This window comes from Streptomyces sp. WY228, from assembly GCF_019287315.1.
In the GTDB taxonomy this organism is placed as follows: Bacteria; Actinomycetota; Actinomycetes; order Streptomycetales; family Streptomycetaceae; genus Streptomyces; species Streptomyces caviscabies.
In genome coordinates this window covers 7,121,586-7,142,136 of record NZ_CP079114.1, presented here as the reverse complement: position 1 = coordinate 7,142,136, position 20,551 = coordinate 7,121,586, and the positions used below count along the sequence as shown (strand labels likewise).

The window sequence follows — 20,551 nt, the reverse complement described above, 5'->3', positions numbered from 1 at the left end:
CGGGAGGTCCGGGGAGAGGTTCAGCGCAGGGCGGGCTCCTCGACGGTGAGCGTGCAACGCCCCCCGTCCGCCGGTGCGTCGAGCACCGCGGACACGCCCAGCGGAATCGTCAGGGCGGTCGGGCCGTGGCCGAAGCCCAGCTCCTCGACCACGGGTATGCCCAGCGGGCCCAGCCGGTCGGCGAGGACGGCGCGGATCCTCTCGTACGGTCCGCACTCCTGCCAGGAGCCGCAGGCCACCCCGGCGACCCCGGCCAGGGCTCCGGAGCGCAGCAGCCGGGTGAGGATGCCGTCGAGCCGGTAGGGCTCCTCCCCGGTGTCCTCGATCACGAGCAGGCCGCCCCGGGCGTGGGCCCGGCCGCCCGGAGTGCCGGTGTCGGCGGCGAGCAGGCTGACGCATCCGCCGTACAGGACGCCCCGCGCCCGGCCGGGGACCAGGGCTCCGGCCGATTCCAGGCCGAGGGTGCGGACGGTCTCCGGCTCGAAGAGGGTGGCGCGCAGATGTTCGCGGGTCGGCGCGTCCTTGAGGAACGTCTCGGTGGCGACCATCGGCCCGTGCAGGGTCGAGAACCCGGCCCGCAGGGCGAACGCCTCGTGCAGCACGGTGATGTCGCTGTAGCCGACGAACGCCTTGGGCCCGGCGGCACGGATCGCCGCCCAGTCGACCAGGTCGACCATCCGGTGCGCGCCGTAGCCGCCCCGGGCGCAGAGCACGGCGTCCACGGACGGGTCGCACCACGCCTGCTGGAGGTCCGCCGCACGGTCCGCGTCCGCCCCCGCGAGGTAGTCCAACTCCGGGTGGGTGTCGCGAACATGGGCGCCGAGGACAGGTTCGAGGCCCCAGCCGCGCAGCACGGCGAGGCCTTCCTCCAGCCGGTCGGCCGGCACGGGGCCGCTGGGCGCGACGACGGCGACCCGGGAGCCGGGGTGCAGCCGGGGCGGCCGGGCGAGCGGGGCGGCCGGGCTGTGGCCCTCGGCCGCCCGGTCCCGGTCCGCACCGGTCACGTGGTCAGCTCCAGGGGCTCCACGTCGGGCCGATCGATACCGAACGTCTGTGCGTAGAGGGAGAGTTCGGCCTCCAGTGCGCGGATGAGGGTCTCCGCGCGCCGGAATCCGTGGCTCTCCCCCGGGAAGGCGATATAGGCGTGGGCGACGCCCCGGCCGGCGACGGCGGCGAGGAACCGCTCGCTCTGGGCGGGCGGGCAGATCACGTCGTCCAGGCCCTGGAGCAGCAGGAACGGGGTGTTGAGCCGGTCGGTGCGGTTCATCGGGGAGCGTTCGCGATAGCGCTCGGGCACCTCGGCGAACGGGCCGACCAGGGACTCCAGATACCGCGACTCGAAGTCGTGGGTCTCGTCCGTGGCCCACCCTTCGAGGTCCAGGATCGGGTAGAGGATCGTCCCGCAGGCGTACAGATCGGTGGAGGTCAGCGAGGCCGCGGTGGTCCAGCCGCCCGCGCTGCCGCCCCGGATCGCGAGCCGGTCCGGGTCGGCTGCGCCCTCCTCGACCAGGGCCGAGGCCACGGCCGCGCAGTCCGCCACGTCGACCACGCCCCACTGGTCGCGCAGCCGTTCGCGATAGCCGCGTCCGTAGCCGGTGGAGCCACCGTAGTTGACCTCGGCCACACCGATGCCGCGCGAGGTGAAGTAGGCGATCTCCAGGTCGAGGACGAGCGGCGCGTGGCCGGTGGGCCCGCCGTGCGCCCGGACCACGTACGGCGGCTTCCCGCCCTCGGGGCCGGTGCGGTCGGGGCTGTGCGGCGGGTAGATGTGGGCGTGGATCTCACGGCCGTCGGGGCCGGTGAAGGCGCGCTCCTCGGGCTCCGGGTAGTAGGCGGGGTCGACCGCGTCGTGGTGGGGTGCGCCGATGGTGCGGGTGCGCCCGGTGGTGGTGTCCAGCTCGACGACCTCGGGGGCGCTGCGCGGGCTCGCGGCGACGCCGACGACCCGGCTGCCGTGCACGGCGAGCGTGTCGGACCAGGAGGTCCAGGGGCCCGGGGCGTCGGCGAGTTCGCCGGTCTCCGGGTCGAGGATGCCGAGCCGTTTGCCGCCCTTGCCGTGCAGGACGGCGATCAGTCCGTTGTCCAGCGGGTGGAACCAGCGCAGCCCGATCTTCCACAGGGGCCCGCCGAACTCCTCGCCCCGGGGCGGCAGCAGGCGGCTGCTGGGGACCACGCCGCCCGCGACCGCGTCGGGCCGGATGCGCTGGAGCTCCCACCAGTCGGCGAGGTCGGAGACGAACAGCAGGCTGCCGTCGCGGTCCCACTCCACCTGGCAGACCGATTCGTCGAGGTCGCCGACGAGGGGCCGTACGCCGGTGAACGCACCCGCGTCGGTGATGTCGGCCAGCATGACCACCGTGCCGTCCCAGGGCATCCGGGGGTGGTCCCAGGCGATCCAGGCCGCCCGCCGCCCGTCGTGGGAGACCTTGGGCCCGGTGACGAACCGGTGCCGGTCGTCGGAGAGTTCACGGATCGCGGCACGGTCGTCGGCCGCCGATCCGTCCAGCGGTACGGCGGCGACGACCCGGCGTACGTCGGTGGGCGCGGGCCCGGTGAACTCCTCCAGCACGCACCACACTTCGCCCGCCGCGCCCTGTTCCGGGCGCACCTGCGGGTCCACCCAGCGCAGCCCGCCGCCGACGTCCGACACGGGAGTGAGCGGCCATGGCTCGTCCGGCCCGTCGGGGCTGTACGCGTACAGCCGCTGATCGGTGAAGTGGACGAACACCACGAGGAGTTCGCCGTCCGCGCGCACCGTGCCGGCCCAGGGCTGTCCGCCGTACTCGATCACCCGGCTGCGGGCGTTCCAGGGGGCGGGCAGTACGGGGGCGGTGGTGCCGTCGGCGCGGCGGCGCATCAGGGCGCGCCGGCCGCCCTCGGCGGGGCGCGGCTCGGTCCACCACACCTCGTCCCCGACGGTGCCGAGGTGGTCGGGACGGCCGTCGTGCGAGGCGGCGAGCGCCGCGTCGATCGGCGACGGCCAACTTCCGTACGGCGCTGCTGGCACGGTGTTCACGTAGGTCGGTCCCCCCGGGGTGCGGATCGGTCGGCAGAGGTCGGACGGGTCGGCGGTCGGCCCGACGGTCGGTCAGGCGGTGCGCAGGTAGTGGTCGAGGACGCGGACGCCGAAGTGGAGGGCGTCGACCGGGACGCGCTCGTCGACGCCGTGGAAGAGCCGCTGGTAGTCGAAGCCGACGGGCAGCTTCAGCGGGGTGAAGCCGTAGCCGGTGATGCCGAGGCGGGAGAACTGCTTGGCGTCGGTGCCGCCCGACATGCAGTACGGGACGGTGTGCGCGTCCGGGTCGAACCGCTCGACGGCGGCGCGCAGCTTGGCGTACGTCGGTGAGTCGACGGGGGCCGTCAGGGCCGTCTCGCGGTGGTAGAACTCCCAGGAGACGGAAGGGCCGGTGAGCCGGTCGAGGGTCGCGTGGAACTCCTCGTCGCCGCCGGGGACCGTACGCCCGTCGATGAAGGCGGTGGCGTGGCCGGGGATGACGTTGACCTTGTAACCGGACTCCAGCATCGTCGGGTTGCTGCTGTTGCGGACGGTGTTCTCGACCAGCGAGGCGGCCGGGCCGAGCTTGCCGAGGAGCTGGGCGACGTCGAAGCCGGGGTCGTCGAGGTCGACGGTGATGCCGTGCAGGGCGGCGATCTCGGTGATCGCGGCCCGGACGGTCGGGGTGAGGCGGATGGGCCACTCGTGCTCGCCGATCCGGGCGACGGCGGCGGACACCGCCGTCACCGCGTTCTCCCGGTTGACCTTGGAGCCGTGCCCGGCCCGGCCCTCTGCGGTCAGCTTCAGCCAGCCGGTGCCGCGCTCACCCGCCGCGATCGGGTACAGCGCGAGGCCGTCGCCCGCGTGGAAGGTGAAGGCCCCGGACTCGCTGATGCCCTCCGTACAGCCCTCGAAGAGCCCTGCGTGCTGCTCGGCGAGGAAGCCGGAGCCATCGGCGGCGCTGTCCTCCTCGTCGGCTGTGTAGGCGATGACGATGTCGCGCGCCGGGCGGAAGCCCTCGCGGGCCCAGCCCCGTACGACGGAGAGGACCATCGCGTCCATGTTCTTCATGTCGACGGCGCCCCTCCCCCACACGACTCCGTCGCTGACCTCGCCGGAGAAGGGGTGCACGGTCCAGTCGGCGGGCTCGGCCGGCACCACGTCGAGGTGGCCGTGGACGAGCAGCGCGTCGGCCGACGGGTCGGTGCCGGGGATCCGGGCGACCACATTGGTCCGGCCGGGGGTCCGCTCCAGCAGCGTCGGTTCGATTCCGGCGTCGGCGAGCCGCTGGGCGACGTACTCGGCGGCCGGGCGCTCCCGGCAGTCGCCGCCGCCCCGGTTGGTGGTGTCGATGCGGATGAGTTCGGAGGTGAACGTCACCACCTCGTCGAGCGCCTGCCGGTCGACGGGTCCGAGCAGGTCGGGGGCGTCAGCCATACTGTTCCTCCACGGCGGCCGACACGATCGTCGTCACCGCCTTGAACGTGCGAATTCCTTCGTACATCGTCGCGCTGGTGTACGCGACGCGCCTCTCGCCGCTGGGCGCCACGCCGGGGACGACGGTGGCCGCGGCCGCCAGATGTTCGGCGTCGAACTCCAGCTCCACGGTGAACGCGGTGCCCCTGACGGGCTGCCCCCGGCCCGCGAGCACGGTGGCCGATTTCGCCGCCGCCCTGATGTCGGCGGCGGTACGGGCGGGGGTGCGGCACACCGCCGCGTAACGGGAGACGTAGTCCTTGACGGCGACCTTCCGGGCGTCGGGGGCGTATCCGTCGGCGTCCACGCAGGTCAGGTCGTCGCCGGTGACGAGGACGACGGGCACGCCGTACTCGGCGGCGACATGCGCGTTGAGCAGGCCCTCGCTGGCGCGGACGCCGCCCAGCCAGACGCCGGTGATGGAGTTGGCGAGGTAGGTGTGGGCGAGGACGCCCTCCGTGCCGGCCCCGGTGTGGTAGCCGACGAAGGCCACCGCGTCCACGTCGCCGTGCTGGATGCCCTCCACCATGGACAGCGACTTGTGCTTGCCGGTCAGCATCTGAACGCGTTCGTCCAGGTGCTCCAGCAGCAGATTGCGCATCGACCAGTGGGCCTCGTTGACCAGGACCTCATCCGCGCCGCCGTCGTAGAAGCCGAGCGCCGCCGCGTTCACGTCCGAGGTGAACATCGACCGGCAGCGCTCCCATTGCGGCGTCCCCGGCAGCACATCGGCAGGCCAGGTCACTCCGGTCGCGCCTTCCATGTCCGCGCTGATGAGGATCTTCATGCCGCCACACCGTACGCGCCGTGAGCGGCGCGGGCCAGGGAGGGGCGGCCCGCCAGTGGTCCAGTCCGCAGAAGGTCCCTCCGGTGGCCCTGCCTTCGTCCTCCCGGGGGGCCTCCGGGCGAACACTATGAACGCAATGTGCGCGGGGCTTCTCCCCCGGCCGCGCCGCTTCCTAGCATCCCGGCAATCCGGCGCACTCCGCGCCGGGCAGACAGCCAGGAGCCGCGCCCGTGAACTCCCCCCACCCGCCCGCCCGTGTCCGGCCGATGTACCGCCGCCACCGGTTCCGCTCCGCCGCGCTGGCCGCCACGATCACGGCCCTGCTGCTCGGCACCGCGGGCAAGGCCCCGGCCGCGCCCGCTCCGGCGGGCAGCCCCGCCGGGGCCCCGGTCGCGGCCGACTGCCCGGCGGCGCTGGCCGGAAAGGCTCGGTGTTACACGGGTCAGGACGGGAACGGGGCGCACTACGCCCTCGCCGTGCCCACCCGCTGGAACGGCTCGCTGGTGGTGCACGCGCACGGCGGGCCCGACCTGGGCGACGCCTCGGACCCGGCCCGCTCCACCGAGGACCTCGAGCGCTGGGCGGTCATGGTCCAGGAGGGGTACGCCTGGGCCGGCTCCTCCTACCGGCGCGGCGGCTACGGCACCCGGATGGCGGCGGCCGACACCGAGAGCGTGCGCCGGGTGTTCCTCGACCGGTTCGGGAAGCCGGAGCGGACCTTCGTGCACGGCCAGTCCTGGGGCGGGAACGTGGCCGCCAAGGTGGCGGAGACGTACGGCACGAAGCCGGGGGCGTACGACGGGGTGCTGCTGACCAACGGCGTGCTGGGCGGCGGTTCGCGCGGCTACGACTACCGTGTGGACCTGCGCGTGGTCTACCAGTACTACTGCGGCAACCACCCCCGCCCCACCGAGCCGCGGTACCCGCTGTGGCAGGGGCTGCGCCCGGACTCCACGATGACGGCCACCGGACTGCGCGCCCGGCTGCGCGAGTGCACCGGTTTCGACGCCGACCCGGCCGCCCGGACCGCGCTCCAGCAGCGCAACCTCGACGACATCCTGGCGGTCACCGGGGTTCCGGAGCGGTCGCTGGAGTCGCATCTGCGGTTCGCGACGTTCACCTTCCGCGACATCGTCTCGACCCGGCTGGAGGGCCGTAACCCCTTCTCCAACAGGGGTGTGCGGTATGCCGGTTCGCACGACGACCGGGCGCTGAACGCGGGCGTGGAGCGCTTCTCGGCGGACCCCGCCGCGCTCCGCGACCTCTCGTGGGACAGCGACCTGACCGGGCGGGTGTCGCTGCCCGTCCTCACCCTGCACGCGATCGACGACCCCACGGCGTTCGTCGAGCACGAGTCCGCCTACCGGGCCACGCTGCGCGGCGCGGGCCGGGAGCACCGGCTCGTGCAGAGCTTCACCCGGGAGAGCGAGCACTCCGGGCTGAGCAGCGCGGAGTACGCCAACTCGATCACCGCGCTGGACCGTTGGGCCCGCACCGGCCACAAGCCCACCGCGCGCTCGCTGGCCGACTCGTGCGCCGCCTTCGACCGGACGTACGGCACGGGCTGCTTCTACGATCCGGCCTTCCGCCCGTCCTCGTACGCCTCCCGGGTGCTGCCCCGGCCGGGCGGGCTCGGCTGGCCCGCCATGACCGCGGCCCAGGAGCGGGCCTGGGGCCGGATCGACGGGGTGGGCATCGCGCCCTGACGCACCGTCACCATGCGGTGAGCCCACCGAAACGCCGCCTTCACACCGGCCGTACGCGAGGGTAATGGCGACTGCCTAGCGTCGCCCGCCATGGACACCCGCGCACAGCTCGCCGAACCGGCTCCACCGGACCCCGCACCGCCCGCCGCCCCCGACGAACGTCAGGCGGTGCGGGAGACGCTGGAGGACTACACGCTCCGTTTCGCGCCGCGCAGTTACCGGCGCTGGACCCCGATGGTCGTGGCGACCACCGCGCTGGGCGGTATCGCGTACATGGCCGACTTCTCCATCGGCGCCGGGATCGCCATGGCCCACGGCACCGGCAACGCCCTGGTCGCGATCACCGTCGCGGCGGCCCTCATCTTCGTCACCGGCTTCCCGCTCGCCTACTACGCGGCCCGCTACAACATCGACCTGGACCTGATCACCCGGGGCTCCGGCTTCGGCTACTACGGCTCGGTCCTCACCGCCGTCATCTTCGCCAGTTTCACCGTGATCTTCTTCGCCCTGGAAGGCGCGATCATGGCGCAGGGCCTGGAACTCGGCTTCGGGCTCCCGCTGTGGCTGGGCTACGCCGTCTCCACGCTCATGGTCATCCCGCTCGTCGTCTACGGGATGAAGGCGCTCAGCAAGCTCCAGGTGTGGACCACTCCCATCTGGCTGCTGCTGATGGTCGGCCCGCTGGTCTATCTGGTCGCCACCGACCCGGGCACGGTCGACAGCTTCCTCGCCTACGCGGGCACCGACGGCGAGGGCAGCCTCAACACGGCGTCCGTGCTGCTCGGCGCGGGCGTCTGCCTCTCGCTGATCGCCCAGATCGGCGAGCAGATCGACTACTTGCGGTTCATGCCGCCGAAGACCGAGGCGAACAAGCGCGGTTGGTGGACGGCGATGGTCATGGCCGGTCCCGGCTGGGTGGTGCTCGGCGCGGTCAAGCAGGCCATCGGCGTCTTCCTCGCCGTCTACATCCTCTCCGAGGTGGGGCCGGCCGCGGCGACCGAGCCGATCCAGCAGTTCCGCGGGGCGTTCGACGCGATGATGCCGTCCTGGCTGGTGGTCCCGCTGGCCGTGGTGCTGGTGGTGATCAGCCAGATCAAGATCAACGTCACCAACGCGTACTCCGGTTCGCTGGCGTGGACGAACTCCTTCACCCGCGTCACCAAGCACTACCCCGGCCGCATGATCTTCGTCCTGGTCAATCTGGCCTTCGCGCTGATCCTGATGGAGGCCGACATGTTCAGCTTCCTCAACAGCATCCTGGGCTTCTACTCCAACTGCGCCATCGCCTGGGTGGTGACCGTCGCCACCGACATCGGGGTCAACAAGTACCTGCTGAAGCTGTCCCCGCACGCCCCGGAGTTCCGTCGCGGCATGCTCTACGCGGTCAACCCGGTCGGCGTGACGGCGTTCACCGCCGCCTCCGGGCTGTCCATCGCGATGTACTTCCACGCCTTCGGCGACACGGTCCAGCCGTACTCCCCGGTCGCCGCCGTCGTGATCGCCTTCGTCCTCACCCCGGTCATGGCGATCGTCACCCGGGGCCGGTACTACCTGCGCCGGGGCGACGACGGCATGCCGGTGCCGCTGCTGGACGCCGAGGGCAACCCGAGCGCGGACGCGTACGACTGCCACGTCTGCGGGCAGTCCTTCGAGCGCCCGGACCTGGCCGCCTGCGCCACGCACGGGGCCATGGTCTGCTCGCTGTGCCTGAGCACGGACAAGGCGGGCGACCATGTGCTGCCGGCCGCCCCGCCCGTACCGCTCTCCGGCGCCTGATCCGCGTCAGGCGGCCTTCGCGTCCCGCAGCAGTTCCTCGATCCGGGACAGCTCGTCCTCGGTGAAGTCGAGGTTCCGGGCGGCCTCGACGCTGTTCTCCAGCTGGGCGACGCTGCTCGCGCCGACGACGGCGGAGGTGAGCCGGCCGCCGCGCAGCACCCAGGCCAGGGCCAGCTGCGCGAGCGACTGGCCCCGCTCCTTCGCCAGCGCGTCCAGCGCGCGCAGCCGCTCCACCAGCTGCGGGGTGACGGCGTCGGCGGACAGGAAGGGGCTCGCGCCGGCCGCCCGGGACCCGGCCGGAATGCCGTTCAGATAGCGGTCGGTGAGGATGCCCTGCTCCAGCGGCGAGTAGGCGATGGACCCGGCGCCCAGCTCGTCCAGGACGTCCGGCAGCCCGTCGTCCTCGATGCGGCGGTCGAGCATCGAGTACCGGGGCTGGTGGATGAGGAGCGGGGTGCCGAGGTCCTTCAGGATCGCGGCGGCCTCACGGGTCTGCGCGGCGGAGTAGTTGGACAGCCCGACGTACAGCGCCTTGCCCTGCCGTACGGCGGAGTCGAGCGCGCCCATGGTCTCTTCGAGGGGCGTGTCCGGGTCGGGGCGGTGGGAGTAGAAGATGTCGACGTACTCGACGCCCAGGCGCTTCAGGCTCTGGTCGAGCGAGGAGCGCAGATACTTCCGCGAGCCCCACTCCCCGTACGGCCCCTCCCACATGTGGTAGCCCGCCTTGGTGGAGATGACGAGCTCGTCGCGCAGCCGGGCGAAGTCGGTCGCCAGGGCGCGGCCCAGCGTCTCCTCGGCGGAGCCGGGCGGCGGGCCGTAGTTGTTGGCCAGGTCGAAGTGGGTGATGCCGAGGTCGAAGGCGCGGCGCAGGATGGCGCCCTGCGTCTCGGGCGTCCGGTCGCCCCCGAAGTTGTGCCAGAGGCCGAGCGAGAGCGCGGGCAGCAGGAGACCGCTGCGGCCGGTGCGCCGGTAGGGCATGGCGGAGTAGCGGTCGGCGGACGGCAGGTACATGGGCAGGCTCCGCTGGAGAGATCCGGGGCGTACGAGGGGAACGGAGACCAGGCTTCCGCAGATCGATCCAGCAGTCCAACAGGAGATTCCGCTCGGATTCATCGCCTACATTGCTCAATCATGGAACTGCGTCAGCTGGAGCACTTCGTCGCCGTGGCGGAGGAGCAGCACTTCACCCGCGCCGCCGAGCGCCTCGCCGTCTCGCAGTCCGGGCTCTCCGCCTCCGTACGGGCGCTGGAGCAGGAGCTGCGGACCCCGTTGTTCAGCCGCACCACGCGCACGGTCCGGCTCACCGAGGCCGGGCGGGCGCTGCTGGTGGAGGCGGAGCGCACGCTGGCGGGCGCGCGGGCGGCGCGGAGCGGGTCGAGCCGTGCGGGGCTGTTGCCGATGGTGCTGCTGTGTGCGGCGGGGCACGGGTTCGCCGGGCGGCCCGAGGTGGGGTGGGCGGAGCTGCCGGGGGCGTCGTTCATCGACTTCCACCCGGACTGGGGGCCGCGCCGGGCCGCCGACGAGGCGTTCGCGGCGGCCGGGGTGCGGCGGACCGTGGGGCTGGAGGTCAACGATGTGCACAGCCTGCTGGAGCTGGTGCAGGAGGGGCTGGGGATCGCGGTGGTGCCGCACCACTTCTCCCGGAAGCCGGAGGCGGCCCGGCTGGTCACGGTGGAGCTGGCGGGCGGGCACCGGCCGGTGTACGAGAGCGTGGCGGTGCTGCCTGCGGCGCGGAGCCTGAGCCCGGGGGCGCGGGCGCTGATGCGGCTGGTGGCGGAGGACCCGCTGCGGGAGCAGGCCGGCGAGGTCGTACGGGAGCCGGCGGCGGGCTGAACCCCGGAGCCTCACCGGCCCCGGGGTCCAGCCCGCCCCGTCCCGTACGCCTCAGTCCTCGTGGCCGAGCTGGAGGTCGCGTTCGGTGCGGCCGCCGCCCGCGACCTGGAGGACGGTGGCGACCGGCGGGTAGCCGGCCGCGATCACGGTGTACTCGCCGGACGACAGATCGACGAACCGGAACGAGCCGTCCGCCCCGGTGGTGAGCGTGTCCACCACATTGCCCGCCGCGTCGAGCAGGGTGACCCGGGCGTCCTCGACGGGGCGTCCGCCGGTGGCCCGGACGACGCCGCGCAGGACCGCTCCGCCCGCCAGCTCGATGTCCTGCCGGGTCTCGCGGGCGGCCTGCACGCTGACCGGGAGGGCGGCGGGGCGGAAGGCGGGGGCGCTGGCGGCGAGGGTGTACTCACCGGCGATCAGCTCGCCGATGACATAGCCGCCCTCGCGCCCGGTCCGGGTGGAGGCGACGACCTCGCCGCGTACGTCGGTGAGGGTGACGGCCGCGTCGGGTACGGGGGCGCCGTCGGGGGTGAGGACGGATCCGGCGAGGCGTCCGGCGCCGCCGAGCACCACGTCCAGCTCGACGGGACGCTCGCCCACGGTGACGCTGACGGCCTGCGGCTGGTGTCCGCCCGCCGCCGCGATCAGGACGTACGAGCCGGCGCCGGGCACGCTCAGCGCGTACCGCCCGTCCTCGCCGCTGGCCCCGCGCCCGACCTGCTGCCCCTGGACGTCGATGAGGGTGAGGGCGGCCCGGGAGACGGTGGTGCCGTCGGGGTGCTGGACGCTGCCGTGGACCGGGACGCCGGAGAGGTAACCGGTGGCCGGGCGGCCGGAGTCGGCGCGGGCGGCGGGGATCTGGGTGGTCGTGGGCTCGGCGGCGGCTTCGGGGCTGTGGTGGGACACCAGCGGTTTCTCCTTGAGGAAGAAGGCGAGGATCAGGCCGAGCACGAGCACCGGCACGAGGTAGAGGAAGATGCGCGGCATCGCGTCGACGTACGCCTGGATGTAGGCGTCGCGCAGCGCGGGTTCCATCGCGTGGACGATCTGCGGGGTGATCGACTCGGGGTCGGGCAGCTCCGCGCCGGTGGGCAGGCGTACGCCGAGGGCGTCGGAGAGCCGCCCGGCGAACAGCGTGCCGAAGATCGCCGCGCCGACGCTGCCGCCGATCTGCCGGAAGTAGTTGTTGGCGCTGGTGGCGGTGCCGAGGTCCGAGGGGCGTACGGAGTTCTGCACGGCGAGCACCAGAACGGACATGACCAGTCCGATGCCGATGCCGAGAACGGCCTGGTAGAAGCTGTACACCTGCGGGGAGGTGTCCGCCTCCAGCAGGGACAGCAGCCCCATGCCGACCACCGAGACGGCGCTGCCGACGATCGGGTAGATCCGGTAGCGGCCGGTGCGGGTGATGAGCTGGCCGGAGACGACGGAGCCGCCGACGATGCCCATCATCATCGGGAGCATCAGCAGCCCGGACTCGGTGGCGCTGACCCCGTCGACCATCTGGAGATAGGTGGGGAGGTAGCTGGCGGCACCGAAGAGCGCGATGCCGACGACCGCGCCGACCAGGCCGGTGACGTTGAAGACGGAGTCGCGGAACAGCCGCAGCGGAATGATCGGTTCTGCGGCCCGGTGTTCGGCGAGGACGAAGAGCGCCGTCGTGAGGACCGCGCCCGCCGAGAGGGCCAGGATGGTGCGCGAGCCCCAGGCGTACTCGGTGCCGCCCCAGCTGGTGACCAGCACCAGGCAGGTGGAGGCGACGGCGAGCAGCACCGCGCCGAGGACGTCGAGGCGGGGCCGGACGGCGGGCCTCGGCAGCTTGAGGACGACCGCGATGACGGCCAGGGTGACCAGGCCGAAGGGGACGTTGATGTAGAAGCACCAGCGCCAGGAGGCGTGGTCGGTGAAGAAGCCGCCGAGCAGCGGTCCGGCGACCGAGGCAAGGCCGAAGACCGCGCCGATGAGCCCCATGTAGCGGCCGCGCTCCCGGGCCGGGACGATGTCCGCGATGATCGCCTGGACGCCGATCATGAGGCCGCCGCCGCCGATGCCCTGGAGGGCGCGGAAGGCGATCAGCTCGTCCATGGTGCGCGACCAGCCCGCCAGTGCGGAGCCGATGATGAAAACCACGATGGCGAACTGGAAGACGCCCTTGCGGCCGAAGAGGTCGCCGAGCTTGCCGTAGAGCGGCAGGACGATCGTGGAGGCGAGGAGGTAGGCGGTGACCGCCCAGGACATCTTCTCCAGGCCGTGCAGCTCACCGACGATCTTCGGCAGGGCGGTGGCGACGATCATCTGGTCGAGCGCCGCGAGCAGCAGGGTGAGCATCAGCCCGAGGAAGACCATGCGGACCTGGCGGGGGCTGATCTCCGCCGCGCCCGGGTCGGGTGCGGGTCCCGTCGGAGGGGGTGGCGGGGGCGGTGCGGCGGGGAGTTCGACCGTCGCCGCCGTGCCGTCCGGAGTCGGGCCGTCGGGCCCCGTGCCGTCCGGCTCGTCCTTCACCAGCGTGATACCGCCCACCACGTAACGCTCCCCTCGTCGCACCTGCGCCGCCCATTTGTCGCATCGCGCGGCAAGGCGGGGCAAACGTGATGAGGGGCGTGCACGGCGCGTACGGAGGGCTTATGCGCCGGTGGGAGCCACTACGGCGCACAACCGGCCACCCCGGAAAACCACCCGTTCCGGTGAGGCCGGTCGTGCGTGCGCTTCTCCTTCTCGCCCTCTACTTCTCGACCTCGGTCGCGAGGTTCTGGAGCAGCTCGTCGTAGATCCGGCCGAGGCCCTTGGGCGCGAAGGTCCGCTCGAAGAACCCGCCGATGCCGCCCGCGCCGTCCCAGACCGTGGTCACGACGGCCTTGGACTTCCCCTCACCGGCCGGGGTGACGGTCCAGGTGGTGACCATGGAGGAGTTGCGGTCCTTCTCGACGAGCTGCCCGTCGGTCGGCTCGCTGACCTCCAGCAGGCAGTCGCGGACGCGCTTGCTGGTCGCCTGGAGCTTCCAGTGCACGAGGGTGCCCTCGCCGTCGCCGCCCTCCCGGACCTCGTACTCGCTGAAGTGCCCGGTCAGCACCTTGCCGCGGACGTCCTTGTAGTCGGCCAGCGCGTCGAACACCGCCTCTGCGTCCGCCGCGATGATCCGCTCCGTGGTGGCCTCGACCTGCGCCATGGCTGTTCCTCCAGCAATCCGTGATTCGGGGGGTGGGCTGAGCCAACCACCTGGGGTGCGGCCGCTCAAAATCGGGGCCGGACGGGGTCAGGGGCAGCGGGTCCCGAGGACGCAGAACTCATTGCCCTCCGGGTCGGTGAGGACGACCCAGTGCGCGTCGCCCTGACCGACGTCGGCGCGGCGGGCGCCGAGCGCGAGCAGCCGCTCGACCTCCTCGCTCTGCTCCCGGTCGGTGGGGTTGACGTCGATGTGGAGCCGGTTCTTGACGGACTTGCCCTCGGGGACCCGCGCGAAGGTCAGCGCCGGGGGCACGGGCCCGGGGCGGCTCTTGCCCTCGGGCACCTCGGGCGAGCCGATCATGACGACGCCGTCCTCCTCGTCCGCGTCCTGCACCTCGTAACCGAGGACCGCGCACCAGAAGCGGGCGAGGGCGGCGGGGTCGGCGCAGTCGATCGCGAGCTCGGTGAACTTGCTGGCCATGGTCGAAACCTCCGGTCACGTAGCGGTTCCTCGCAGGGTCGCACGGTGGTCGCGGGCCTGTCCCGCACGATCAAGGGAACAAGTGTTCTATTCTGCGGTCAGTGCTACCGAGGAGGCGTCCATGCGCTGGGACAATCTGGTCGAGAACAGCTCGACGACCGGGAACAGCGCGCTCTTCGCCGCGGACGCGGTGACCACGCGCACGTTCGACACACCTGAATTCCGAGGAATCACCTTCCATGAGATCCGGGCCCGGTCGATCCTGAACCGGGTGCCCGGGGCCTCACGGATGCCGTTCGAATGGACGGTGAACCCGTACCGGGGCTGCACCCACGCCTGTGTGTACTGCTTCGCCCGCAAGACCCACAGCTATCTGGACCTGGACACCGGCATCGGCTTCGACTCCCAGATCGTCGTCAAGGTCAACGCCGCCGAGCTGCTCCAGCGGGAGCTGGCCTCCCGGCACTGGCGGGGCGAGCACATCGCGATGGGCACCAACGTCGACTGCTACCAGCGGGCGGAGGGCCGCTACCGGCTCATGCCGGGCATCATCACCGCCCTGCGCGACCGGGCCAACCCGTTCTCCATCCTGACCAAGGGCACGCTGATCCTGCGGGACCTGGAGCTGCTGCGGCAGGCCGCGGAGGTCGCCGAGATCGGCGTCTCGGTCTCCGTGGGCTTCACCGACCGGGAGCTGTGGCGGACGGTCGAGCCGGGCACGCCCTCGCCGGAACGCCGGCTGGACGTGGTGCGCGCGCTCACCGACGCCGGCATCGGCTGCTCGGTCCTGATGGCCCCGGTCATCCCGTTCCTCGGCGACCGCCCGGAGCAGCTGCGCGCCACCGTCGCCGCCGTCGCGGACGCGGGCGCGGCATCGGTGACCCCGCTGGTGCTGCATCTGCGCCCCGGCGCGCGCGAGTGGTACATGCACTGGTTGGGGCAGCACCATCCGCATCTGGTGGAGCGCTATGAGCGGATGTACGCGGACGGGGCGTACGCCCCCACCTGGTACCAGCGCCGGATCACCCGTCAGGTGCACGAGCTGGCGGACGAGTTCGGGATCGGCCCGGCGCACCGGGGCGCGGCCAGGCGGATCGACCCGGCGCCCGCCGCCGCACCGGAGCCCGGCCCGACCCAGCTGACCCTGCTGTGAGGGCCGTGGGGCCTCCGGTGGGGCCGATGGCGTGACCGTACGGGCCGAGTCCGCGCGGAACGGGCCCTTCCGCCGGGGAATTCGGGGAGCATGCGGCGGGGACCGGTGATCCGGCGCCGCGTCCCGCCACTCCGGGAGGCCCCATGACGAAACGTGCAGGAATTCTGGTCGCCGTCGGTGCGACCGTCGCCGGTCTGCTGACCGCCGCGCCCGGCCCGGCCGCCGCCACCCCGGCGAGCACGCCGCCCGCACCGAAGCTGAAGTGGACCGACTGTCCGACCGAGAGCTATCCGACGCTCCAGTGCGCGAAGGTCCGCGCCCCGCTGGACCACCGCAGCCCGTCGGGCCGCCAGATCACGCTCGCGCTGTCCCGCGTGCCGCACACCGCGAAGAAGTTCCAGGGCCCGCTGCTGGTCAACCCGGGCGGTCCGGGCGGCAGCGGTCTGTCGATGGCCGGGTTCGTGGCGTCCTCGCTGCCGAAGAAGGTCGCCGCGCAGTACGACGTGATCGGCTTCGACCCGCGCGGCGTCGGCAAGAGCACCCCGGCCCTGAACTGCCTGCCCGGGCACTTCGATCCGGTGCGCCCGGACTCGGTGCCGACGTCCTACCGCGCGGAGCGGATCAACCGCGACCGGGCGGAGTCCTTCGCCCGGGCCTGCGGCGAGAAGCACGGCGACGTGTTGCCGTACATGGACACGGTCAGCGCGGCCAAGGACCTGGACGTGATCCGCCGGGCGCTGGGCTCCCGCCAGATCAACTACTTCGGCTACTCCTACGGCACCTACCTCGGCGCGGTCTACGCCAAGCTGTACCCGGAGCGGGTCCGCCGGCTGGTCCTGGACTCGGTCGTCGACCCGGACGACGTCTGGTACGAGGGCAACCTCGGCCAGGACTACGCCTTCGACGACCGCCACAAGGCCTTCGCCGCCTGGGTCGCGCAGCACGACGCGGCGTACGGCCTGGGCACCGACCCGGCGGCGGTCGAGGCCGCCTGGTACCGGATGCGGGCGGACGTGGCGCGGGAGCCGGCGGGCGGCACGGTCGGCGCGAGCGAGCTGGAGGACACCTTCCTGCCCGGCGGGTACTACAACGGCTACTGGCCCTACCTCGCCGAGGCGTTCGCCGCGTACGTGAAGAACCGCGACGCCGAGGCACTGGTCGAGGTGTACGAGAACTTCGGCGCGGTCGACGCGAGCGGCGACAACGGCTACTCGGTCTACACGGCCGTCCAGTGCCGCGACGCCGGCTGGCCGGAGCACTGGAGCACCTGGCGCAACGACAGCCGCCGGATCCACAAGAAGGCGCCGTTCATGACCTGGAACAACACCTGGTACAACGCGCCGTGCGCGAACTGGCCGGTGGCGCCGCTGCAGCCGGTCCCGGTGAACAACCGTCAGCTGCCCCCGGCGCTGATCCTCCAGGCCACCGACGACGCGGCGACCCCGTACGGCGGCGCGGTCAGCATGCACCGCAAGCTCAAGGGCTCCAGCCTCGTCGTGGAGGAGGGCGGCGGCAACCACGGCATCACGCTGAGCGGCAACGACTGCCTGGACGAGCATCTGACGGCCTATCTGACCGACGGCACGGTGCCGCGCGGCCGGGGCGAGGCGGACGCGGTCTGCGCCGCCCTGCCGGACCCGAAGCCGCTGCCCGCCGAGAAGGCGGCGGCCCAGTCGGTGGACAACAGCAAGGGCAGCCGTCTGCACGGCCTGCTGGGCTTCCGCCGCTGAGCCGCATCCGGCGGGCCGGTTGACGGCCTGCGGAAAATCACGGGCGGGGCGCGGGAGAGTGCACGAGGATGGCCCGGCATGAGCCACTCCACCACTCCCCCGCGCCCGTCCCCGTCCGCGCCCGGCACCACGATCCGCGACATGCGCGTCGACGACTGCGAGGCGGTCGCCACGGTCCGGGTGCGCGGCTGGCAGCACGCCTACCGGGGCCTGCTGCCGCAGCCGTATCTGGACGGCATGGACATCGCCGAGGAGACCGGGCTGCGGCGCACGTACTTCGAGGAACGCGGCGAGAGCGTGAACGTGGTCGCCGAACAGCCCGACGGGACCGTGATCGGCTGGGCCTGCGTCGGCCCGCACCGCGCCGAGGACCACGGGCGCCCCGGCTGCGAGCTGTACGCGATCTACGTCCTGCCCGAGCACATCGGGACCGGCACCGGTCGCGCCCTGCTGGCCGAGCTGACGGCCCGGGCCGCCGCCGCGGGCCACCCGGACATGGCGCTGTGGGTGCTCCGCGAGAACGGTCCGGCGCGCCGGTTCTACGAGCGGGCCGGGTTCCGGCCGGACGGGGGCGAGGACACGTTCACGGCGGGCGGGGTCCTGGTGACCGAGGTGCGTTACGTCCGCCCGCTCACCGCCCCGGCAGCCGGCTGAGCGCGTCCGCCGCCGCCGTGCCCAGGCGCGGATGCGGCAGGGCCGCCGTGAGGACCGGCCGGGCGCGGTCGTCGGCGAGGCGGCCGAGGCCCTCGACGCAGGCCAGGGCGACGCGCCAGTGCGGTTCGCCGGGGGCCAGCAGGCGTTGGAGGGTGGTGACCAGGGCGGGGACCGACTCGGGGGCCCGCAGGTCGGTCAGCAGGCGCACCGGGTGCAGGGCGTAGGCGGTGCGCAGCGCGTTGGTGGCAAGGGCGGCGGCGGCCCTCGGGGTGCGGGGGTCGTTCAGGCGGGCCAGGGCGTGGGCGGCGGAGACGCAGCGTTCGGGGTCGCGGTGGTTGAGCAGGAGCACCAGGGCCTCGAAGGCCCGCCGGTCGCCCGCGCAGCCGAGCCGGAAGGCGGCCAGCTCGCGGGCCCACAGCGGCCGGTGCGGCTCCACCAGGACCCGGGCCAGCTCCTCGGGGTCCTCGACGGCGACGAGCCGGGCGTACTGCGGCGATCCGGCGGCCTCGGGTTCCAGCCGGTCCACGAGTGAACGGAACTCCTCGTCCATGACGTCATCCATGACGCTCAGCGTATCGACGGACACGCTCCGTACGGGCGGGCATCGAGGAGTTCCTGTGGCCCAGGGCACAGGGATCCAGGGGTGGCGCGCTCGTTACTCGCCGGTTAGTCTCATCTGAGCGGGGCACACTCCCCGCAGGCTCCGGTGGCCTGGTGACGCAGCCATCCGGAGTGCTTGTCGGTTCGGCTTTCCGTGCGACGTGACCCCGGGACAGGGTCCGTCACCCCCTCACGGCCGGGCGCGCGCTCTTCGCGCCTCGGCCCCGCGCTCCACGACACGCAGCTTCCGTACGCCACGCGCCGCTCCCTCATCGCCGCGCGCGCCGTGCTCCCACAGTCGTCACTCACCCTGGAGTCCCGTGATGGACACCCCTCTCTCCACCATCGCCGTCGTCGGCCTCGGCACCATGGGCACCGGCATCGCCGAGGTCCTGGCCCTGGCGGGCCGCGAGGTCGTCGGCATCGACATCAGCGAGACGGCCGCCCTGGCGGCCGTCGCCTCCCTCGAAGCGTCCACCGCACGGGCCGTGGGCCGTGGACGGATCACCGAGCAGCAGCGGAGCGACGCCCTCGCCCGGTTCCGCACCTCCGACGACCTGCGCACCGCCGCCGAGGCCGAGCTGGTCGTCGAGGTGGTGCCGGAGACGTACGAGATCAAGCAGCAGGTGTTCCGGGAGCTCGACGCGATCGTCTCCCCGACCGCGATCCTGGCGACCGGCACCAACGCCCTGTCGGTGACCCGGCTGGCCGCCGAGTCCCAGCACCCCGAGCGCGTTCTCGGCCTGCACTTTTTCAACCCGGCGCCCGCGATGAAGCTGGTCGAGGTGGTCTCCTCGGTGCTGACCGCGCCGCCCGCCGTCGAGGCCGTCACCCGGCTGGCCCGGGACCTGGGCAAGGAGCCTGTCGCGGTCGGCGACCGGCCCGGGTTCGTCGCGGACGGGCTGCTCTTCGGGTATCTCAACCAGGCCGCCGCGATGTACGAGGCGAACTACGCCTCCCGCGAGGACATCGACGCCGCGATGAAACTGGGCTGCGGGCTGCCGATGGGGCCGCTCGCCCTGCTGGACCTGATCGGCATCGACACCGCCCGCACGGTCCTGGAGGCCATGTACGCCGAGTCCCACGACCGGCTGCACGCCCCGGCCCCCGTCCTCGGCCAGCTCAGCAGCGCGGGCCTCACCGGTCGCAAGGCCGGGCGCGGCTTCTACACGTACGACGTCCCGGGCGGCCAGAGCGTGGTGCCCGACGCGCTGACCCCGGCGGCCGACGCCGAGGCCGGTACGGGCCGCGCGGTGGCGTCGGTGGGCGTCGCGGGCTCCGGGACGATGGCGTCCGGGATCGCGGAGGTCTTCGCGAAGGCCGGTTACGCCGTGGTGCTGGCGGCCAGGACCCAGGAGAAGGCCGATGTCGCCAAGGGCCGGATCGCGAAGTCGCTGGAGCGCTCGGTGGCCAAGGGGCGGCTGACCGCCGAGGCCCGGGACGAGACGCTGGGCCGGATCACGGCGGCCGGTTCGCTGGACGCGTTCGCCGAGGTCGACCTCGCCGTCGAGGCGGTCGCCGAGGATCTGGAGATCAAGCGGCAGCTGTTCGCCACGCTGGACAAGGTCTGCCGGCCGGGCGCGGTCCTCGCCACCACCACGTCCTCGCTGCCGGTCGTCGCCATCGCCCGGGCGACCGCGCGCCCCGAGGACGTCATCGGGATGCACTTCTTCAACCCGGCGCCCGCGATGAAGCTGGTCGAGGTCGTCCGCACGGTCCTGACCGCCGACGACGTGCACGCCACGGTCCGCGCCGTCTGCGCGAAGATCCGCAAGCACCCGGTGGACTGCGGGGACCGGGCCGGGTTCATCGTGAACGCGCTGCTGTTCCCGTACCTCAACAACGCGATCAAGATGGTCGAGGAGCACTACGCCTCGCTGGACGACATCGACGCGGCGATGAAGCTGGGCGGCGGTTACCCGATGGGCCCGTTCGAACTGCTCGACGTGGTCGGCCTGGACGTCTCGCTGGCCATCGAGAAGGTGCTGCACCAGGAGTTCCGCGACCCGGGTCTGGCGCCCGCGCCGCTGCTGGAGCATCTGGTCGCCGCGGGCTGCCTCGGCCGCAAGACGGGGCGTGGCTTCCGCGAATATGCCCGTCGCTGACCCGGGAGCCGGGTGGGGCGGGCTGCTGGGACCCTCCGGCGGCCCGCCCCCGCAGGCGCGCTCTCCTGCACCGATGCGTTACGTTCATGC

The 20,551-nt window shown here is 72.8% G+C and carries 16 protein-coding genes; 7 read left to right on the top strand and 9 right to left on the bottom strand.

Features of this window, described 5'->3' with window-relative positions; all coding sequences use genetic code 11:
* Positions 1-20: 20 nt before the first annotated feature.
* The 4 genes from KV381_RS31320 to KV381_RS31305 form a co-directional block, all read right to left on the bottom strand.
* The gene (locus KV381_RS31320) at positions 21-1,004 is read right to left on the bottom strand and encodes an LD-carboxypeptidase (RefSeq protein ID WP_218786843.1); all 984 of its coding nucleotides are present in this window, start codon (positions 1,002-1,004) and stop codon (positions 21-23) included.
* Positions 1,001-3,016 carry a prolyl oligopeptidase family serine peptidase gene (locus KV381_RS31315; RefSeq protein ID WP_030083676.1) on the bottom strand — a complete coding sequence of 672 codons (2,016 nt, stop codon included), beginning with the start codon at positions 3,014-3,016 and terminating at the stop codon, positions 1,001-1,003. Before KV381_RS31315 ends, KV381_RS31320 begins: the two co-directional genes overlap by 4 nt.
* Positions 3,017-3,088: 72 nt before the next feature.
* Positions 3,089-4,432: a M20/M25/M40 family metallo-hydrolase gene (locus tag KV381_RS31310; RefSeq protein WP_098026719.1), complete on the bottom strand. Its 1,344-nt coding sequence runs from the start codon at positions 4,430-4,432 to the stop codon at positions 3,089-3,091.
* Positions 4,425-5,258, bottom strand: coding sequence for a M55 family metallopeptidase (locus tag KV381_RS31305; protein ID WP_030083672.1), 834 nt, complete (start codon positions 5,256-5,258; stop codon positions 4,425-4,427). Before KV381_RS31305 ends, KV381_RS31310 begins: the two co-directional genes overlap by 8 nt.
* Positions 5,259-5,488: 230 nt before the next feature.
* Between KV381_RS31305 and KV381_RS31300 the strand changes: the two genes are divergently transcribed.
* Both KV381_RS31300 and KV381_RS31295 read left to right on the top strand, forming a co-directional pair.
* Positions 5,489-6,964, top strand: coding sequence for a hypothetical protein (locus KV381_RS31300; protein WP_373461166.1), 1,476 nt, complete (start codon positions 5,489-5,491; stop codon positions 6,962-6,964).
* 90 nt (positions 6,965-7,054) lie between these two features.
* Positions 7,055-8,740: a cytosine permease gene (locus KV381_RS31295; RefSeq protein WP_098026793.1), complete on the top strand. Its 1,686-nt coding sequence runs from the start codon at positions 7,055-7,057 to the stop codon at positions 8,738-8,740.
* 6 nt (positions 8,741-8,746) lie between these two features.
* Here KV381_RS31295 and KV381_RS31290 read toward each other — a convergent pair whose 3' ends face one another.
* Positions 8,747-9,751 (bottom strand): aldo/keto reductase, encoded by a 1,005-nt coding sequence (locus KV381_RS31290; RefSeq protein WP_030623618.1) that lies wholly within the window; start codon positions 9,749-9,751, stop codon positions 8,747-8,749.
* Positions 9,752-9,871: 120 nt separating this feature from the next.
* Between KV381_RS31290 and KV381_RS31285 the strand changes: the two genes are divergently transcribed.
* On the top strand, positions 9,872-10,573 hold the full coding sequence (locus KV381_RS31285; RefSeq protein ID WP_218786842.1) for a LysR family transcriptional regulator: 702 nt from the start codon (positions 9,872-9,874) through the stop codon (positions 10,571-10,573).
* Between the two features lie 51 nt (positions 10,574-10,624).
* Here the strand turns inward: KV381_RS31285 and KV381_RS31280 are convergent, their stop codons facing one another.
* The 3 genes from KV381_RS31280 to KV381_RS31270 form a co-directional block, all read right to left on the bottom strand.
* Positions 10,625-13,096, bottom strand: coding sequence for an MFS transporter (locus tag KV381_RS31280; RefSeq protein ID WP_218786841.1), 2,472 nt, complete (start codon positions 13,094-13,096; stop codon positions 10,625-10,627).
* Between the two features lie 199 nt (positions 13,097-13,295).
* A complete protein-coding gene (locus tag KV381_RS31275; protein ID WP_030588950.1) occupies positions 13,296-13,739 on the bottom strand; it encodes an SRPBCC family protein in 444 nt (147 codons plus the stop codon).
* An 87-nt stretch (positions 13,740-13,826) separates the two neighbouring features.
* Positions 13,827-14,219, bottom strand: a complete 393-nt coding sequence (locus KV381_RS31270; protein ID WP_218786840.1) for a VOC family protein — start codon at positions 14,217-14,219, stop codon at positions 13,827-13,829.
* 121 nt (positions 14,220-14,340) lie between these two features.
* Here KV381_RS31270 and KV381_RS31265 point away from each other — a divergent pair, with 121 nt between their 5' ends.
* The 3 genes from KV381_RS31265 to KV381_RS31255 all read left to right on the top strand — a co-directional run bounded on the left by KV381_RS31265 (position 14,341) and on the right by KV381_RS31255 (position 17,756).
* The gene (locus KV381_RS31265; protein ID WP_030083658.1) at positions 14,341-15,372 is read left to right on the top strand and encodes an Rv2578c family radical SAM protein; all 1,032 of its coding nucleotides are present in this window, start codon (positions 14,341-14,343) and stop codon (positions 15,370-15,372) included.
* Positions 15,373-15,515: 143 nt separating this feature from the next.
* A complete protein-coding gene (locus tag KV381_RS31260) occupies positions 15,516-17,102 on the top strand; it encodes an alpha/beta hydrolase (protein WP_193464611.1) in 1,587 nt (528 codons plus the stop codon).
* Positions 17,103-17,180: 78 nt separating this feature from the next.
* Positions 17,181-17,756, top strand: a complete 576-nt coding sequence (locus KV381_RS31255; RefSeq protein WP_218786839.1) for a GNAT family N-acetyltransferase — start codon at positions 17,181-17,183, stop codon at positions 17,754-17,756.
* Here KV381_RS31255 and KV381_RS31250 read toward each other — a convergent pair.
* A complete protein-coding gene (locus KV381_RS31250; RefSeq protein ID WP_030623640.1) occupies positions 17,734-18,318 on the bottom strand; it encodes an adenylosuccinate lyase in 585 nt (194 codons plus the stop codon). The two genes, KV381_RS31255 and KV381_RS31250, sit on opposite strands and share 23 nt — an antisense overlap.
* A 361-nt stretch (positions 18,319-18,679) precedes the next feature.
* On the opposite strand from KV381_RS31250, the gene KV381_RS31245 reads away from it, so the two are divergent.
* Complete coding sequence (locus KV381_RS31245) at positions 18,680-20,461, top strand: 3-hydroxyacyl-CoA dehydrogenase family protein (protein ID WP_193464612.1); 1,782 nt, start codon at positions 18,680-18,682, stop codon at positions 20,459-20,461.
* Positions 20,462-20,551: the final 90 nt, after the last annotated feature.

Bases quoted from the DNA above. Each gene is read 5' to 3' on its own strand.
- KV381_RS31265 (WP_030083658.1), top strand. From the start codon at position 14,341: ATGCGCTGGGACAATCTGGTCGAGAACAGCTCGACGACCGGGAACAGC.
- KV381_RS31245 (WP_193464612.1), top strand. From the start codon at position 18,680: ATGGACACCCCTCTCTCCACCATCGCCGTCGTCGGCCTCGGCACCATG.
- KV381_RS31255 (WP_218786839.1), top strand. From the start codon at position 17,181: ATGAGCCACTCCACCACTCCCCCGCGCCCGTCCCCGTCCGCGCCCGGC.
- KV381_RS31310 (WP_098026719.1), bottom strand. From the start codon at position 4,432: ATGGCTGACGCCCCCGACCTGCTCGGACCCGTCGACCGGCAGGCGCTC.
- KV381_RS31275 (WP_030588950.1), bottom strand. From the start codon at position 13,739: ATGGCGCAGGTCGAGGCCACCACGGAGCGGATCATCGCGGCGGACGCA.
- KV381_RS31270 (WP_218786840.1), bottom strand. From the start codon at position 14,219: ATGGCCAGCAAGTTCACCGAGCTCGCGATCGACTGCGCCGACCCCGCC.
- KV381_RS31260 (WP_193464611.1), top strand. From the start codon at position 15,516: ATGACGAAACGTGCAGGAATTCTGGTCGCCGTCGGTGCGACCGTCGCC.
- KV381_RS31305 (WP_030083672.1), bottom strand. From the start codon at position 5,258: ATGAAGATCCTCATCAGCGCGGACATGGAAGGCGCGACCGGAGTGACC.
- KV381_RS31290 (WP_030623618.1), bottom strand. From the start codon at position 9,751: ATGTACCTGCCGTCCGCCGACCGCTACTCCGCCATGCCCTACCGGCGC.
- KV381_RS31285 (WP_218786842.1), top strand. From the start codon at position 9,872: ATGGAACTGCGTCAGCTGGAGCACTTCGTCGCCGTGGCGGAGGAGCAG.
- KV381_RS31295 (WP_098026793.1), top strand. From the start codon at position 7,055: ATGGACACCCGCGCACAGCTCGCCGAACCGGCTCCACCGGACCCCGCA.
- KV381_RS31250 (WP_030623640.1), bottom strand. From the start codon at position 18,318: ATGGATGACGTCATGGACGAGGAGTTCCGTTCACTCGTGGACCGGCTG.